The organism is Bacillus sp. FSL P2-0069 (assembly GCF_038593315.1).
Taxonomy (GTDB): domain Bacteria; phylum Bacillota; class Bacilli; order Bacillales; family Bacillaceae; genus Bacillus; species Bacillus safensis.
The window spans coordinates 1,117,603-1,134,724 of sequence record NZ_CP151984.1; the positions used below are offsets into that span (position 1 = coordinate 1,117,603).

Consider the following 17,122-nt stretch of genomic DNA (forward strand, 5'->3'; position numbering starts at 1 on the left):
GGTAAATAAAGAGATCGGCAAGGAGAAAAATGAAATGAGAAATGTAGTCAAAGTTCTATTTTTTCTAATCATTACGGTAGGTGCTTATTTAATCATCCAATTGATTGTCGGTGATTTAGCGGTAAGTGTATTAAGTTCTGTGAGTGTTCTATTTACTTTATCGATTATTTTCATCGGATTTGTTATTTTCTTGGAGAACCGGAATCCGTCTCAAACGATTACATGGCTTGTCCTGCTTGGCAGCTTTCCGTTATTCGGCTTTTTGTTCTACATTTTCTTTGGACGCAATATCAAAAAGCGCCGGCTGTTTGAAAAGAAGGCGGTATTGGACGAGAAGTTAATTCAGGAAGATGAACGTATCCATAGAGAAGCGATTGAAAAAATGACGCATATGGGTGATCATCAGCAGCTCTTATTTAAGCTGGCCCACAGACTCGGACATACTCCTATTACATATCGCACGTCCTCTAAAGTCTTAACCAATGGTGAAGAAACATTCTCTCATATTTTTGAAGAGATTAAAAAAGCAACTCATCACATTCATTTAGAATATTACATTCTCCGCCACGACGACCTTGGCCAAGAATTAAAGGACATTCTTATTGAAAAAGCGAAAAATGGCGTGATTGTCCGCTTTTTATATGACGATGTAGGAAGCTTAAAGCTCTCCCGTCAATATATTGCAGACCTAGAAAAGGCTGGCGTTCAGATCGTTCCGTTTTTACCAGTAAGGCTCCCCCTTTTAAATAATAAAATCAACTTCCGAAATCATAGAAAAATTGTCGTAATTGATGGGGAAGTAGGATTTGTCGGCGGGCTTAACATTGGAGACGAATACATGGGCAGAAGCAGACAATATGGATTCTGGCGTGATACTCATTTGATGATTAAGGGCGAAGCTGTTCGTGACCTCCAGCAGATTTTCATGCAGGATTGGTACTATATGACGAATGAAAGATGCTCTGGTGTGGACTATTTCAAAGATTTCAGCCACCTTGAGAGTACAACAGAAGGCGTACAAATGATTGCTGGCGGGCCTGACAAGCAGTGGGAGGTCATTAAAAATCTCTTTTTCTCCATGATCATCTCCGCCAAAAAGTCCATCTGGATCGCTTCACCGTATTTTGTGCCGGATGATGATATTTTGTCCGCATTGAAAATTGCCGCATTGAGCGGAGTAGATGTACGGATTATTGCTCCAAAGAATCCAGATAAACGGATTGTTTTCCATGCATCTCGTTCATACTTCCCGGAGCTTCTTGACGCAGGAGCAAAGGTATACGAGTATGATCAAGGCTTTATGCATAGTAAATTTATTATTGTGGATAGCGAGCTGGCTTCGATAGGAACGGCAAACATGGATATGAGAAGCTTTCATTTGAACTTTGAAGTGAATGCCTTCCTCTATAAAACAAAAAGCACCGAGAAGCTCGTCAATGATTTCTTAGGTGATTTAGAGCAGTCACATGAAATTGTTCCAGAAGAGTTTGCAAAGAGACCCTTGGGGGTCAGACTGTTTGAATCAACAGCAAGATTATTATCACCACTTTTATAAAGATTGTATTTTCCCCCTTTTCTATAAGGGGGATTTTTGATTTTACTAAGGAAATGATCAGTAAAATCATCTTTTGACACGATAAAAATTCATTTTGTCTATTCGCTTCCTTAAAGACGAACAAGCTATAATACGCTCATCAAAGAGCGAGGGGCGAACTGAATGAATGCAGCAATTATGGATAACGGTAAGCTTATCCGAATGACACATCATCTATCGAAAAGCCGTCTGGAGCATGTAAGAACGACGTGCAAATTTTATTGTCCTGAGTGCAGGGAGGAGGTGCAATTAAAGCTAGGGGAGCATCGTGTCTATCATTTTGCGCATAAACAGCTGACAGCATGTCCGCTAGCTTCAGGCGAAACGGCTTATCATCAGGCGGGAAAGGAAGCCATTATGAATTGGCTGAAGGGGCTTGGACATAAACCGGCGCTGGAAAAGTATATGTCAAATATTCATCAGCGTCCTGATGTGACCGTCTCTATAGGAAATGAAAACTATGCAATTGAATTTCAATGTGCAAATATTTCCCGGCAAGAGCTTCGCAGAAGAACAGCAGGTCTCCGCGAGGCAGGGCTCTTTCCCATATGGATGATAGGGGCAAATCGTTTAAACCGAAAATCTGCCCAGCTTTTTTCTTTCTCCTCCATTCATTGGGGAATTTTAAGGGAATCAGAGGAAAGGCGCTTGATTTTTTTCTGCCCGATCCAGAAAAGGTTCATCCATCTTGATCAATTCCTCGTGTTTCAACCAACGAAAATATGTGCGGCCATGACTGTCAGACCACCTTCAGCATACCGTGATATTCCGGCACTTCTATCTCTGCCTTCCAGCAAGCGTCAAGTAAACCAACAATGGATTAAATGTATACAGCAATTTAGGCAGCGTCCTCCTCGCAGTTTATCAAATGAAAGCAAACGTTTGAGAAATATTTTTTATGAGCATCATCAAACAGCATTCCCTTTTTTGCCAACTGAATTATTTATTCCGGTGCAAGAAGCGTATATCTTTACAAGTCCCGTGTATGTTTGGCAAGGGTGTCTCTATGATTGGATGATGCGGAAAAAAGGAAGCGGAAGAGTGACGATTCAACAGCTGATGATGGAAATCAATCGATGTGTGCAAATGAAAGAAGTGAAACTTCGATATGGCGATGTTTCAAGAGAAGAAATAAAAGAGGTGGTCACTGCATATGTAAATGCGCTTGTAAGACAAGGGTTTTTACATATGACGAAAGAGGGTAATTATGAAGTATCGTCGAATCAAATGCCTATACGAACACTAGATGAAGTGTTAAAACGAGATGCTTTCTTATTTCATTAGCATGTTTCATGACCACTTTGATCATGATAAGAAAAAGGTGGTGCTGCTATTGAATCAAAAGAAACGCTTTTTCCTAATTTTTTTAGTCTGTTTGGTATTTATTTCTGCATATGATTTGACAAATATAGTTCAAAACAAAGAAGATAAATACAACACCAATTTCTTTCACTTTCCGAAAGGTTGGTTTAACACAACTCATGCAAGGGGGATTCATATGACTTCACAAAACAAAAACAATCATTTACCAGACAGAAGCGAAGTAAAAGAAGAAAACAAATGGCGTCTTGAAGATATTTTTGAAAGCGTCGATGCATGGAACAAGGAATTCGAAGCGGTCAAAAAAGAAATTCCGAAGCTGGCCCAGTTTAAAGGAAAGCTGGCCCATTCTGCTGATGTTCTGTATGAAGCCCTCACCTTTCAGGATCAACTTTCTGAAAAGCTTGGCAAGCTTTATACATATGCGCACATGAAATATGATGAAGATACAACGAACTCATCATTTCAGGCGTTAAATGATAAGGCATCGAATCTATTTACACAGCTTTCTAGTACATCTGCTTATATTGTTCCAGAGATTTTATCGATCCAAGAAGATAAATTGCAGCAATTCATACTAGAAAAAGAAGAATTAAAACTGTATTCACATGCTCTCGAAGAAATTAATAAAGAGCGTCCACATATTTTAAGTGAGGAGCAAGAAGCTTTATTAGCTGAGGCATCTGAACCACTTTCATCTTCATCTACTACCTTTAGTATGTTTAACAACGCCGATATTTCGTTCCCTTCTGTAAAGGATGAGAATGGAGAGGAAAAGAAAATTACCCACGGCAACTTCATCACATTTCTAAATAGTGATGATCGTGAAGTGAGAAAGAATGCCTTTAAAGCTGTGTATAAAACGTATGATCAGTATAAGAATACACTTGCTTCTACACTGAGCGGTTCGATTAAAAAGGATAATTTTTATGCAAAAGTGCGAAATTACAAATCCGCAAGAGAAGCAGCATTATCACGAAACAGCATCCCGGAAGAAGTTTATGACAATCTAATTGATACAGTTCATCAATATTTACCGTTATTACACCGCTATATTGAATTACGTAAAAAGGTATTAAAGCTTGATGAAGTGCACAATTACGACTTGTATACACCACTTGTGAAAGATGCTGGCATGAAGCTCACCTATGATGAAGCAAAGGATTATATGCTGAAAGGGTTAGCGCCATTAGGAGAAGAATATGTGTCCGTGTTAAAAGAAGGACTCGACAATCGCTGGGTAGACGTTTATGAGAATAAAGGGAAACGAAGCGGTGCTTATTCATCTGGGAGCTATGGTACAAATCCATATATCCTCATGAACTGGCAAAATAATATTGATAATTTGTTTACACTCGCTCACGAATTTGGGCATTCTGTACACAGTTACTATACAAGAAAGCACCAGCCATATCCGTATGGAAACTATAGTATCTTTGTAGCTGAAGTGGCTTCCACTACAAATGAAGCGTTACTAGGCGAATACCTGCTCAATCATTTAGACGATAAAAAGCAGCGTTTGTATGTGTTAAACCACTTGTTAGAAGGATTTAGAGGAACGGTATTTAGACAAACGATGTTTGCTGAGTTTGAGCATCTTATTCATGTGAAAGCACAAGAAGGAGAGGCTTTAACGCCAGAATTTATGACAAACCTTTATTACGACCTGAACAAGAAGTACTTTGGTGACGGCATGGTGGTTGATAAGGAAATTGGATTAGAGTGGACGAGAATCCCTCATTTTTATTACAACTATTATGTGTATCAATACGCGACAGGCTATAGTGCGGCGCAGGCATTAAGCAAGCAAATCTTACAAGAAGGAAAACCAGCGGTAGAGCGCTACACCGATTTCCTTAAAGCAGGAAGCTCTGATTATCCAATCAATGTGCTGAAAAAAGCAGGGGTTGATATGGCTTCTAAAGAACCAATCGAAGCAGCATGTCAATTGTTCGAAGAAAAACTAAAAGAAATGGAAGAGCTCATCTCCAAAACAGGTGAGTAATGAAAAGACTTCTGTCAGACGTGTGAGTGCTATCTCATCTTTTGACAGGAGTTTTTTTCTCATAAAAAAAGACCTCTTCAGATATCGAGGCCGTTCCATGTCAATCATCAACCTTTAAAACCTCTAAAGGTCTTACGGTGATTCATTCGATAAAGCGTAAAAAGAATCGAAGCAAATAAGAGTGGAGACGTCAAATAAAGAGGAAGCATCTTCATTAAGCCTAATATATTTAAAAAGAAACATAAGCCAATGGCAACAAGTCCAATAGTTGTGCTGCGCATGCAGATCCCCCCATTTTTTTGTTACTTTTACTATATGAAAGTGACAACCCTCTTATGTTTTGTGACAAAAATATGAACATATAGTATATCTGTTGTCATAAGTCGACAAAATTTGATATACTACAGATGTGAAATTAATCACATACAAACATTACCCCTTTGTTTGACCGTGAAAAATTTCTCCCATCCCCTTTGTTGTCGTTAAGACATAGTGAAACCGCGCTTATCCCGGCGCGGTTTCTTCGTGTTTATAAATGGAACGAATGTTCCTTTTTGGAGTAAAGAAAAACATGGGTCAGCACCCATGTTCATTTTCACAGCGATAGACATCAAGATCTGTATGGTGGTCATTCTCTTTATAGCGCCAAAACATTTCTTGCTGCACTTGGACACGTTCTACCTTCTGAGCGAAAGCCAGCTTCTTCATTTCTCGTTCAACTTCTTCAAGCGTCAGGTCATAGACAACGGCTATCTCTTTTGCGGAAGCAAATTGAAAGTAAGCAATAAACCATTCAATTGGAGGACGTTCTGATGGTGTTGGTTTTTCACCAATCATTTCAAAAAGGATTTCCTCGTATATATCATAAGAGTAGGCACCTGAAATTTTTAATCCTTCATCTCCATTTACGGTATTAAAAAAGGCGAAGGTCGGAAGCTCAGATACGTCCATTTCAGCTGCAATTTTCATATCACATTGCAGTGCTTTCACAGCACTTTGAGAATGAATGTCGCGCTGGAATTCCTCGATGTCCAGACCAGCACTTTTTGCATTTTCTATCAGTACCTGCTCACTTGTGACATCTTGCTGATGGCAAAAAAGTGATTCTTGAATAAGACGCAAAAATTTCATTCCGCATTTTCTGCCTTGAAGCTCCGCTGCTTTTAGTGCCAGTGAGGCGAGGTAGGGTGATGTCACAATTTGTTCAGACAGCATTTGTTCTTTTTTGGTCTGCGTTTTAGTGGCAAATTTCCCCCATGCTTCAGTCAGTAAATGTTTCTTTCTTTTCCGATTCAAAGCATTAATACTAGAACTTGTTACCGTTCGTAAAGTGAAAAAACGGCCATATTTCATTTTCAACTTTTTGATGGATGGCTCTAATAACCAGCAGTCTGGGCTTAGAGGATCAATGAATACATAGATTTCAATCGGCTTTTGAGGATGTCCGTGACAGTGTGAGAAATATTGATCGTGCGTATTGCAGCTCAAGATCGTCCATCCTTTTCAGGTGTTTGGTTGACCATATGACGAGCCGTCAGAGAAAGCCGTTCAAATAAAAAGTCACGAATATCGCCGGTTAATCCTACTTGATCCATTGCATCCTCCATGCATTCAAGCCATGCGTCAGCCCGCTCCTCAGTAATCGGAAAAGGGAGATGTCTCGCTCGCAGCATTGGGTGGCCATGCTCTTCTGTATAAAGCGGTGGTCCGCCTAAATATTGCGTTAAAAACTGTTTTTGTTTTCTTGCTGTTTCTTTTAAGTCATCCGGGAAAATAGGATGAAGCAAAGGATGACACTTTACATTTTCATAAAAAGTATCAACAAGTTGCGATAGAAGTTCCTCTCCAACCGCTTCGTAAGGTGCGTTAAACGATTGTACCATGTTGACTACTCCTTTTACTCGTAGTTAATAGGATGACTCACCCTATTGCGCATTTCATTTATTTCAAAAGTGATATTCAGTTTGTTCTATTTTATTGTTTCTATTCTTGTACTTATTTTAACAACCTCATCTCAATTCCACAAACAAACCGCTTTGGTCTGCTCAAAATAAAGAGAGAATCGGATTCTGTGATCAATTGACCATATCATAACACATTCAGTCAAAAAAGGGGGAAAAGCGACATACAAAAAACCGAAGAGGTTATTCTCTTCGGTTTAAGCGAAATATTGAGCTGTGATTTTCTTGACATAATTTTGTGTTTCTTTAAATGGAGGAATGCCCCCGTATTTATCTACATTTCCTGAGCCTGCATTATAGGCAGCTAAGGCGAGTGAGATATTTCCGTTATATTTATTGAGCATTTGTTTTAAATACTTCGTTCCGCCTTCAATGTTTTGGGACGCATCAAAGGCATTGTTGACGCCAAGTGATTTAGCAGTAGATGGCATGAGCTGCATGAGTCCAAGCGCACCTGCATGGCTGACAGCATTTGAGCGGTAGCCGGATTCCTGCTTGATGACCGCGTGAATCAGCTTTTCGGGAACGCCATGCTTTTGAGCCATTTGTGACACGATTTGATTAATCTCTTTTGATGATGAGCTACTTGAGACAGCCTTTTGAAGCGGCGGCGTGTAGCTGTTGTTTAAGACATTTCCAATGCCATTCGCTGTATTTAATTGATTGTCATTTGCATATAAAGATTGGGCCTCAAGCTGATCACTGCCGGAAGTGGCAGATAAATATGGGTTTGTACGCGCATATTGCGTGTTTGGAGCCGTTGATGGATCCGTGCCCAAAAAAGCTGAGATGGAAAGCGGGAGACGTGATAATTCCGATCCGCCTAAAAAATCTTGCAGCAGCGACTGAAATGAAGCTTGGGCATTCGATTCTTGACCCCCAGACATTTGCGTTTGTGCTGGATCTGTCTGTAACGTTTTAAGCGCTTGAAGCTGCATAAAGGATTGAAGTTGATTGACGTTCATCATGTTCCTCCTTCAAGGAATTCATCTATTCTGTGTTTTCATTTTTTCTTCATAAAAACGAACGACTTTGTTTTTCGTGTTTCGTACTGGAATATGAAATTTGCGGAGCAATGCGGAGAAAGCGGCTTGTCCGATTTCCAGGTCGCTCACTTCAAATTCAAGTTCATAGTCCTCTACTGTTAAATATCGGCTGTGATCCAAAACAATTAAGCCTTCTTGGATCATTTTTTCTGCTCTTGACGTTTCAAGTGAACCAAAGTACACAATTTGATCCTTTAGAATGTTCAGGTGGTCTAATCTGTCTGCAACTTCACCTTCTGGCAGCTTAAAATCGTCAAGTTGAGAAGGGGGAGCAATCGTTTGGTGGGTTTCGAGCAAGCCTATTTCATGTGGTTCCTTTAATGTGAGCACCCATTGACCGTTTTTTTCTCTCATTCTTAATGCAGCCAATTGAGATTTTATATCAAATTGAGGTGTATCAAAATAATAGTTGGTTTGCGTATGGAAATCCGCATCCTTCAATTGAAAATGCTGTTTCAGCTGTTTAAATTCTTCTTTCATTAATAATTGCTTTAGTTCGATTTCAATTTCCTGTGCCATTTGACATCAACCTTTCATTAGAGGAAATATGATTATTGTACATGAAGTGTGTTCAACATGTAAAAGACTGTTTTTTTCTCTCTATTTTCAATTTAGGTATGGACAAAATGAATGAAGAATCTTGGGAAAGGATCATTTAAAAGAGAAAAACAGGATTTTCTCAAAAAGTTCGGTTTATCAATATTGAACTTGATATGATAAAATAAAGCTGTACTTTGTTGTAAAGGAGATCATGATGCAAAACAGAATTGAAATCACAGAAGCAACTTTAAAAGAAGACAGGCTGATTTTGACAATCCAGTCAGAAGAGCAAATCCAAAAAGCAAAAGCATCAGGACAAATGCTTGTTGATTCTGATCACTTTGCGTTCGTTTACATACTTGAAACCGAGGAGTCCTTTTCGTATCTTATTTTAGGGGAACATACATGGGCTCCATTAAAAGAAGCAATGAATCGTGACATCCCTGTCTATTTGGCATCAGATGAACATTCACTGGAACTCATTCAGCTTCAACAGGAATTACATTATTTAATCGACAATATTAAAGACAATGCCAATTACGGAGATATGGAAGAGAAAGTGAAAAGCACATTCCTCTGAAATAATTAGGTATATGGAATTGGGGGAAGTTTCATGGACAAAAAACAATGGGATCAATTCCTCGCACCGTATAAACAAGCAGTCGAAGAACTAAAAGTGAAACTAAAAGGCATTCGAAAGCTGTATGAATTCGAGGATGACCATTCACCAGTAGAATTTGTCACAGGCCGAGTGAAACCCGTTGCCAGCATATTAGAAAAGGCAAAGCGTAAAAACATCCCGATGCATGAGATTGAAACGATGCAGGATATTGCTGGGCTTCGCATTATGTGCCAGTTTGTAGAAGATATACAAGTCGTGAAAAAAATGCTCCAGTCACGTAAAGATTTTGTGGTTGTAGATAAACGCGACTATATTGCAGAACATAAAGAAAGCGGATACCGCTCTTACCACCTTGTTGTGTTATATCCGCTGCAAACCGTAAGCGGAGAGAAACAGCTCCTCGTCGAAATCCAAATTCGTACGCTTGCGATGAACTTTTGGGCGACCATTGAGCATTCTCTGAATTATAAATATAGCGGGAACATCCCGGAGAAGGTCAAGCTGCGCCTTCAAAGAGCATCTGAGGCAGCTTCTCGTCTCGATGAAGAAATGTCCGAAATTAGAGGGGAAATTCAAGAAGCACAAGTGGCATTTTCCCGGAAAAAGAAAAACGACAGCTGAGCCAGTTTGATCAAATATGATGCTGCCCTCTCATAGCAGCAAGGTGAAAAAGGAGAAGAATTCATGAAATTTGCAGTTTCTTCAAAAGGGAATTCTGTATCTGACACGCTCAAAAGTAAAATTCAGACTTACTTATTGGATTTTGGTATGGAACTAAATGAAGAGGAACCGGATCTTGTCATTACGGTTGGTGGAGACGGCACCCTTCTTTATGCGTTTCACCGTTATAGCGACCGTCTAAATGAAACAGCTTTTGTCGGTGTTCATACAGGTCATCTTGGCTTTTATGCTGACTGGGTGCCGAGTGAAATTGAAAAACTCGTCTTAGCCATTGCGAAAACGCCTTATCATATTGTGGAATATCCGATCTTAGAAGTCATTGTCAGATACAATGACGGCGGAAGAGAAGAGAAATATTTAGCAATGAATGAATGTACAATTAAAAGCATGGAAGGGACACTTGTGGCAGATGTTGAAATCAGAGGCCAGCTGTTTGAAACATTTAGAGGTGACGGTCTTTGTCTGTCTACACCATCTGGCAGTACGGCCTATAATAAGGCACTGGGTGGCGCCATTATTCACCCTTCCATTAGAGCCATTCAGCTGGCAGAAATGGCTTCAATCAACAACCGAGTGTTTCGGACGGTCGGTTCACCGCTTATTTTGCCTGACCACCATACTTGTGTGATTAAGCCGAGGAATGATGTCGATTTTCAGGTGACCATTGATCATTTAACACTGCTTCATAAAGACGTCAAATCCATTCAATGCCGGGTGGCAGACGAGAATGTCCGTTTTGCCAGATTTAGACCGTTTCCGTTTTGGAAAAGGGTGCAAGATTCCTTTATCGGAAAAGGAGAATAAGAAAGAGGTTGTTCCCGCTGGAATACTTTACGTTAAACAAAACCATAACAGCCAAAGAAGAAGGGCTGCTTTTAAAGGAATATTTAATTGATCTTGGCATTTCGAAAAGAATGCTGACAGATATTAAGTTTGCTGGCGGTGACCTCCTCATTAATGGAGAGCATGTTACCGTGAAGTGCGAACTGCATGAAGGGGACAGGCTCACCATTTTATTTCCCGAGGAAAAAGTGAGTGAAGGACTAAAGCCTGCACCGATTCCGCTTGATATTATATTTGAGGACGAGCATGTCCTTGTGCTGAATAAAAGGCCGTATATTCCTTCAATCCCTTCTCGGGAGCACCCTGAGCACAGTATTGCGAATGGATTGCTGCATCATTATGCAGAGCAGTCTGTTCGGCATACGGTTCATTTGGTGAACCGCCTTGATCGTGATACATCTGGCGTCATGCTTGTGGCGAAGCATCGCTTTGCCCATAGCCTTTTATCAAAGGCGCAAAAAAGTGGAGCGGTTAAGCGAACATACAGAGCGTTTACACATGGCATGATCACAGAAAAACATGGAACGATCGCTGCAAAAATTGCCCGAAAAGGGGATAGTATCATCGAGCGGATGGTTGATGATACTGGGCAGGACGCAGTGACGCATTATTTCGTGCGAGCGGTAATCGCTGAGTTGAACATGTCGGATGTGTCTCTCTCACTTGAAACTGGGAGAACACATCAAATTCGTGTTCATATGCAATTTCTTGGGCATCCGCTCATCGGAGATACGCTGTATGGCGGAACGACCGAGCGGATAGACCGGCAGGCACTGCATAGTGAAACCCTTGTATTTCCTCATCCGATGACAGATGAGCAAATGACATTTTCAGCCCCGCTTCCTGATGATATGAAATCATTGCTTTTTTAAATAGAGAAACCCGGTCACCTGCAGCGCAGGGCCGGGTTTTTTTATGATGTGAAATGCTGAAACCTTGAATCGTCATAAGGCATAGATGAAGGAACAGAGACTGTTTTAAGCTCAGGGTATGTGAGGGCAGACAGCTGGTTGCCAAATACGCAGCCTGTGTCAATATTGACGGTTCTGCCAACGAATCGAGGTTCTTTCACTGGTGTATGGCCATACACAATCCACGGTTTTCCGTGATACTCCTTTGCCCAGTCCTTGCGAACAGGTCGTCCATCTGGCCATGTTTCTCCTGTGACGGCACCAAATAATAAATAGGACCGCATTTGTTTATTCGGCTTTTTTCCAATATCCTTTTCCTTCATCGCTGCGTGTGCAATGATCAGCTCATCAGGAATGAGTACATCATAAAGCGGAGCCTTCTCGAATAACTGCTTAAATTCATGTGACAATTTGTTTTGTTCATGAATTGGCAGTTTTTTTATTTCGTTCACTGTGGTTTCGATGCCATGAAGCAATTTGACGGGATTTCCTTTTAAATAGCGGTAAAGCTTAAAGCAATGGTTGCCAGGTACATAGCGGATTGCGCCGTGTGAATAGGCATGAATGACAAATCGCATGACGTCTACTGACTGAGGTCCACGATCTGTTAGATCACCAACAAGGGCCAGCGTTCTCTTATCAGGATGGACGGGTAATCCATGTTTGAGTTCATATCCTAGTTTGTGTATGAGGGTAAGCAGCTCTTCGTAGCAGCCGTGGATATCGCCAATAATATCGAATTTCATAAGGTTTCCTCCTGATTTTTTTCATCCATTCGTCGGATATAAAGAAGTTTGAATTTTAGAAAATATAACGAATGGCTTTCATTTCATTTGGGCAATTGTTAGAATCAATGCTTTAACGTAAGACTTAAAAAATTAAACATGAATGTTAGGAGGCTTTAGCCAATGGAGCATACATCTGTTTCATCACTCGTTGTCGTTATCATTGTCGCCTTTTTCACCCCTATTTTATTGCACCGATTTAAGCTGACCATTCCGGTCGTTGTAGCTGAAATCATCATGGGGCTCATCATTGGGAAAAGCGGTCTTCAACTGGTTGTCGAACATGATGCGTGGTTAGATACATTATCCATGCTCGGTTTTATTTTTCTGATGTTTTTAAGTGGACTTGAAATAGATTTTTCTTCTTTTGAGTCAAAGAAGAAAGCACGAGAACTTCCAAATGGTTTAAAAGAACCAAATACATTTAAAGCTGCCACCATTATTTTTCTTGGGGTATTTTGTATTTCTTTTATTCTGTCCTATGCGTTTGTACTCGCAGGGTTTATCGAAAATGCCTTTTTAATGACGCTCATTATCTCTACCATCTCATTAGGCGTAGTGGTTCCAACTTTAAAAGAGGAAAAGTTGATGCAGACGAATATCGGTCAAATCATTCTGCTTGTAGCTGTCATTGCCGATTTGGTCACGATGATTTTACTTGCTGTGTTTTCCTCCATTTATGGAGATGGAACAGGGAACATGTGGCTCCTGCTCTTATTATTTGCTGCAGGCATTCTTCTTTATTTATTTGGCCGCGTATTTAAGACAAAGTCAATTTTTCAGTCGATGTCTAAAGGGACCGTGCAAATTGGGACAAGGGCAATCTTTACTCTCATTATAGTCTTAGTTGCCTTATCTGAATCACTCGGGGCTGAAAATATTCTAGGGGCGTTTTTAGCTGGCGTGCTTGTGTCCCTTCTTTCGCCAAATAAAGAGCTCGTTCAGCAGCTGGACTCATTTGGCTATGGATTTTTAATCCCGATCTTTTTTGTGATGGTCGGAGTAGATCTGAATATATGGGCACTGTTTAAGGACCCAAACATCATAATCATGATTCCGCTGCTGTTTATTGCGCTGCTTATGAGTAAGCTCATTCCGATTCTTTATTTGAAAAAATGGTATGACATGAAAAAGGTCATTGGCTCCGGCTTTTTATTAACTTCAACTTTATCTCTCGTCATTGCAGCTGCGACGATTGGTGAGCGGCTCGGGGTCATTGATCATAAAATGTCAGGAGCGCTGATTTTAGTTGCTGTGTTAACGAGTATTTTAACACCTGTTTGGTTTAAAGCGCTGTTTAAAAATGAACAAGCGGCAGCCCATAAGAAGCGTGTGACCTTTATTGGAGCTAATCAGCTGACCTTACCTGTCACACTTGATTTACATCAGGATGAATATGACATTCGGATTTTGCATGTTTTTCAAGAAAATAAGGAAGCGCTGCTGGCAGACTCTATCTTTGAAGTCGAATCAATTGAACAATACGATGATGAGACGCTGAGAAAGGCAGGCGTCGGCCAAGAGGATGTCCTAGTCGTCGCAACAGGCAGTGAGACGAAAAATAAGGAAATTGCTTTATTTGCAAAAGAAGAAGGTTCAAAACAAGTCATTGCAAGTGTCAACAAAGCAGAGGCAGAGCTGACATTGAAGGAAGCGGGCATTGATACGTTTTCTACTTTCCTTTCGTCTAAAACGGTGCTAAGAGCTTTGATTGAAGCACCTGATGCAATTCGATTGCTAACAAATGAGGATTCTTCTTTGTATCAAATTCAAATGAACAATCATCGTTATCATAATGTCATGCTGAGAGAATTTCCTTTCACCGGTGATTTGGTATTTGTCCGCATTTTTAGAGGGATAGACAGCTTAGTACCGCATGGAGATACGACACTCAGAAGCGGCGACCGTGTGCTTGTATCGGGCTCTCGTGAGTATGTGGCAGGACTAAGAGCCCAATTAGAATGACAATGAACCCTTGACCAATGAACAATTCCTGATTAAGATAGAGGTACAACATCATATATTTGATCCACTAGGGGAGTCCTTTAAAAGGGCTGAGATAAAAGTGTCGACTTTTAGACCCTCATTACCTGAACAGGTTCATACCTGCGTAGGGAAGTGGTGCGGTTTTTGACTATGCTTTTTACAAATTCCAAGCCACTTTCCACGCGGAAAGTGGCTTTTTTATATGGAAAAACAGGAGGAGAGGAACATGACGTTTTCAACAGAATGTAAAGAGGCTGCAGCAGCATGGTGGAATGGAAGCTTTACACATCCTTTTGTCAAAGGGATTGGAGATGGCACACTTTCACTCGATCGTTTCACCTATTACGTGATGCAGGATTCGTATTATTTAACTCATTTTGCAAAGGTGCAGGCATATGGAGCGGCGATTAGTGAGGACTTACATACGACGGGCAGAATGGCGTATCATGCCCAGGGCACGTATGAAGCAGAGCTGTCGCTGCATAGGAAATTTACAGAGCTTCTGCAGATTTCTGATGAAGCCATTGAGAACTTTAAGCCTTCTCCCACTGCTTATGCGTATACCTCTCATATGTACCGATCTGTAAAAAGCGGTCGGTTTGAAGAGATTTTAGCCGCGTTATTACCGTGTTACTGGCTCTATTATGAGGTAGGTGAAAAGCTGAAACAAACAACACCTGACCATCCGATTTATCAAGAATGGATTTTGACATATGGAGGCGATTGGTTTAAGGAACTTGTCTTCGAACAGGTGAACCGCTTTGATGAACTCGCGGAAAAAGCACCAGAACATGTACGGGCAAATATGAAAGAAAATTTTGTGATTTCAAGCTATTATGAATATCACTTCTGGGAGATGGCGTATCAAAAAGAAATGTGGCAAACAGCATGCTTAGATGGGGTTGGTGCAAATGGAACTCCACGCAGTGACAAATGATTCCCTTCCTGCGGGTGAACTGATCAAACAAATAAAAGCCATAGCGTCTGAAGTGGATTTTATTCATATTCGGGAACGGTCTAAAACAGCAAGTGAGCTTGTTGATCTCGTGAAGAATCTCCTTTTAGAAGGTGTGCCGAAAGAAAAGCTCGTCATCAATGACCGAGTAGACGTTGCGCTGCTTACCAATATTCACAGGGTGCATCTACCGGGCCACAGCTTTTCGCCAAAAGAACTGCGAAAAAAATTTCCTCACCTTCATGCGGGAGTATCTGTCCATTCGATAGAAGAAGCGAAAGCAGCAGAGAAAAATGGAGCAGAGTATGTCATGTTTGGGCACGTATATGCCACCTCTTGTAAACCAGGACTTCAGGCAAGAGGTGTACAGCTTGTGAAGAAACTGACTTCTGCACTAACGATTCCAGTGGTGGCCATCGGCGGGGTGACCCCAGAACGAGTTCCAGAATTGAAACAAGCAAATGTGAAAGGAATTGCTGTCATGTCTGGGATTTTTGCTCATCATCAGCCGCGTATGATGGCACAAGCATTTTCTGAAAAGGTAAAGGAGAATCCTTATGAAAAAGCATTATGACGTTGCAATCATTGGTGGTGGAATCATAGGGGTCTCCATCGCCTATCACCTTGCAAAAGCAGGAAAACAGGTGGTCTTATTTGAAGCGAATGAGATAGGGAAGCAAACGACAAGTGCGGCTGCCGGGATGCTCGGTGCACATGCTGAAGGAGAGGGTCATGAGGATGTTTTCTTTCAGGCAGGCAGAGCAAGCCAGGCATTGTACGAAAAATTAAAAGTCGATCTTCTTCATGAATCAGGCATTGATATTCGAACTTCAGCGGGCGGTATCATGAAGGTCGCCTTTACAGAAGAAGAGAAACAAGCCCTTTGCCGGATGCAGCATTTGTCTACATTTAAATGGCTTGACGCAAGCAGCGTAAAAAAATGCATGCCTCAAGTTACAGATCACATGCTGGGAGCAGGTTTGATTGAAGAGGATGTGCATGTGGAACCTTACGCTGTATGCAGGGCTTTATGGCAGGCGGCTGTCCGGTACGGGGCAGATGTGAAAGAGTGTACACCTGTGATCGAAGTGAAGCGGGACAAAGAAGCGTTAACTGTCAGAACAACGAAGGGCACATTCACATGTGATGACCTGACAGTCGCAAGTGGTGTATGGTCTGGCCGTTTTTTTGAAGAACTCGGATTATCTCATTCTCTTTATCCAGTAAAAGGGGAATGTGTGTCTGTATGGAATAATGGTCCGGCGCTCGCACACACCATTTATCATGATCATTGTTATATCGTTCAGCGAGACAGCGGAAAGCTTGTCATCGGCGCAACGATGAAGCCAAACGAGTGGCAGGCTGTTCCAACGCTTGGCGGCATGGAAGCTGTGATTCAAAAGGCGTCTCAGCTTATGCCTTCTATTAAGGAGATGCCGATTGAAGAGTGCTGGGCAGGCCTTCGTCCGGCGACAAACGACCGGCATCCTTATATCGGAAGACATCCAGAAGACAAGCGTATTCTTTTTGCTGCAGGGCATTACAGGAACGGTATTTTACTAGCGCCGATTACTGGAGAAATCATTCGTGACCTGATATTAGACGAACCGGTCAAAGAGGAATGGCTTCATGCGTTTCGTATTGGACGAAAGGAGGCACTATTCGTATGAAGATTCAATTGAATGGCAGAATCGTTGATTTCGATCAAGAGAATGGAACGATCTATGATCTGCTATCAGCCTATCAGCTTGAAAACCGTGTGGTGATCGTTGAAAAGAACCATGAAATCATTGATAAAGAAGCGTTTCAACAAGTAGAAATTCAACCAAATGACACGATTGAAATCGTTCACTTTGTAGGAGGAGGATGACCC

General features: G+C 41.2%; 18 protein-coding genes and 1 riboswitch. Of the genes, 12 read left to right on the forward strand and 6 right to left on the reverse strand.

Annotated elements, in window-relative coordinates; all coding sequences use genetic code 11:
• Window positions 1–34: 34 nt before the first annotated feature.
• From cls to pepF, 3 genes are all read left to right on the forward strand, one after another.
• Window positions 35–1,555 carry a cardiolipin synthase gene (gene cls / locus NSQ34_RS05585; protein ID WP_034282056.1) on the forward strand — a complete coding sequence of 507 codons (1,521 nt, stop codon included), beginning with the start codon at window positions 35–37 and terminating at the stop codon, window positions 1,553–1,555.
• Window positions 1,556–1,717: 162 nt separating this feature from the next.
• Window positions 1,718–2,878, forward strand: coding sequence for a competence protein CoiA family protein (locus NSQ34_RS05590; protein WP_070325704.1), 1,161 nt, complete (start codon window positions 1,718–1,720; stop codon window positions 2,876–2,878).
• Between the two features lie 214 nt (window positions 2,879–3,092).
• Window positions 3,093–4,919, forward strand: coding sequence for an oligoendopeptidase F (pepF, locus tag NSQ34_RS05595; RefSeq protein WP_282707040.1), 1,827 nt, complete (start codon window positions 3,093–3,095; stop codon window positions 4,917–4,919).
• Window positions 4,920–5,026: 107 nt separating this feature from the next.
• Here the strand turns inward: pepF and NSQ34_RS05600 are convergent, their stop codons facing one another.
• The 5 genes from NSQ34_RS05600 to NSQ34_RS05620 form a co-directional block, all read right to left on the reverse strand.
• Complete coding sequence (locus tag NSQ34_RS05600; protein WP_024425034.1) at window positions 5,027–5,200, reverse strand: hypothetical protein; 174 nt, start codon at window positions 5,198–5,200, stop codon at window positions 5,027–5,029.
• Window positions 5,201–5,495: 295 nt separating this feature from the next.
• Entirely contained in the window at window positions 5,496–6,407 is a 912-nt protein-coding gene (locus NSQ34_RS05605; protein ID WP_024425033.1) for a ClpXP adapter SpxH family protein, read from the reverse strand.
• Complete coding sequence (locus tag NSQ34_RS05610) at window positions 6,404–6,802, reverse strand: thiol management oxidoreductase (protein WP_008355333.1); 399 nt, start codon at window positions 6,800–6,802, stop codon at window positions 6,404–6,406. The genes NSQ34_RS05605 and NSQ34_RS05610 overlap by 4 nt, the downstream gene beginning before the upstream one ends.
• 275 nt (window positions 6,803–7,077) lie before the next feature.
• On the reverse strand, window positions 7,078–7,845 hold the full coding sequence (locus NSQ34_RS05615) for a lytic transglycosylase domain-containing protein (protein ID WP_081124258.1): 768 nt from the start codon (window positions 7,843–7,845) through the stop codon (window positions 7,078–7,080).
• Between the two features lie 21 nt (window positions 7,846–7,866).
• Entirely contained in the window at window positions 7,867–8,445 is a 579-nt protein-coding gene (locus tag NSQ34_RS05620; protein ID WP_081124259.1) for a CYTH domain-containing protein, read from the reverse strand.
• A 235-nt stretch (window positions 8,446–8,680) separates the two neighbouring features.
• Between NSQ34_RS05620 and NSQ34_RS05625 the strand changes: the two genes are divergently transcribed.
• The 4 genes from NSQ34_RS05625 (at window position 8,681) to NSQ34_RS05640 (ending at window position 11,484) form a co-directional block, all read left to right on the forward strand.
• Complete coding sequence (locus tag NSQ34_RS05625; RefSeq protein ID WP_034282045.1) at window positions 8,681–9,046, forward strand: hypothetical protein; 366 nt, start codon at window positions 8,681–8,683, stop codon at window positions 9,044–9,046.
• Between the two features lie 33 nt (window positions 9,047–9,079).
• Window positions 9,080–9,709 (forward strand): GTP pyrophosphokinase family protein, encoded by a 630-nt coding sequence (locus tag NSQ34_RS05630; protein ID WP_024425028.1) that lies wholly within the window; start codon window positions 9,080–9,082, stop codon window positions 9,707–9,709.
• 63 nt (window positions 9,710–9,772) lie between these two features.
• On the forward strand, window positions 9,773–10,573 hold the full coding sequence (locus NSQ34_RS05635; protein WP_003211364.1) for an NAD kinase: 801 nt from the start codon (window positions 9,773–9,775) through the stop codon (window positions 10,571–10,573).
• Between the two features lie 17 nt (window positions 10,574–10,590).
• Window positions 10,591–11,484 (forward strand): RluA family pseudouridine synthase, encoded by an 894-nt coding sequence (locus tag NSQ34_RS05640; RefSeq protein WP_061109965.1) that lies wholly within the window; start codon window positions 10,591–10,593, stop codon window positions 11,482–11,484.
• Window positions 11,485–11,525: 41 nt separating this feature from the next.
• Here the strand turns inward: NSQ34_RS05640 and prpE are convergent, their stop codons facing one another.
• Window positions 11,526–12,269 carry a bis(5'-nucleosyl)-tetraphosphatase PrpE gene (prpE, locus tag NSQ34_RS05645; RefSeq protein WP_034282041.1) on the reverse strand — a complete coding sequence of 248 codons (744 nt, stop codon included), beginning with the start codon at window positions 12,267–12,269 and terminating at the stop codon, window positions 11,526–11,528.
• Between the two features lie 162 nt (window positions 12,270–12,431).
• Between prpE and NSQ34_RS05650 the strand changes: the two genes are divergently transcribed.
• From NSQ34_RS05650 to thiS, 5 genes are all read left to right on the forward strand, one after another.
• Window positions 12,432–14,273 (forward strand): monovalent cation:proton antiporter family protein, encoded by a 1,842-nt coding sequence (locus NSQ34_RS05650; protein ID WP_176967520.1) that lies wholly within the window; start codon window positions 12,432–12,434, stop codon window positions 14,271–14,273.
• A gap of 59 nt (window positions 14,274–14,332) precedes the next feature.
• Window positions 14,333–14,442, forward strand: a riboswitch (TPP riboswitch).
• Between the two features lie 78 nt (window positions 14,443–14,520).
• Entirely contained in the window at window positions 14,521–15,231 is a 711-nt protein-coding gene (gene tenA, locus NSQ34_RS05655) for a thiaminase II (protein WP_081124263.1), read from the forward strand.
• Window positions 15,206–15,823: a thiazole tautomerase TenI gene (gene tenI, locus NSQ34_RS05660; protein WP_081124264.1), complete on the forward strand. Its 618-nt coding sequence runs from the start codon at window positions 15,206–15,208 to the stop codon at window positions 15,821–15,823. The genes tenA and tenI overlap by 26 nt, the downstream gene beginning before the upstream one ends.
• A complete protein-coding gene (gene thiO / locus NSQ34_RS05665; protein WP_041117143.1) occupies window positions 15,807–16,919 on the forward strand; it encodes a glycine oxidase ThiO in 1,113 nt (370 codons plus the stop codon). Before tenI ends, thiO begins: the two co-directional genes overlap by 17 nt.
• Window positions 16,916–17,119 carry a sulfur carrier protein ThiS gene (gene thiS, locus NSQ34_RS05670; protein WP_024426466.1) on the forward strand — a complete coding sequence of 68 codons (204 nt, stop codon included), beginning with the start codon at window positions 16,916–16,918 and terminating at the stop codon, window positions 17,117–17,119. Before thiO ends, thiS begins: the two co-directional genes overlap by 4 nt.
• Window positions 17,120–17,122 lie beyond the last annotated feature (3 nt).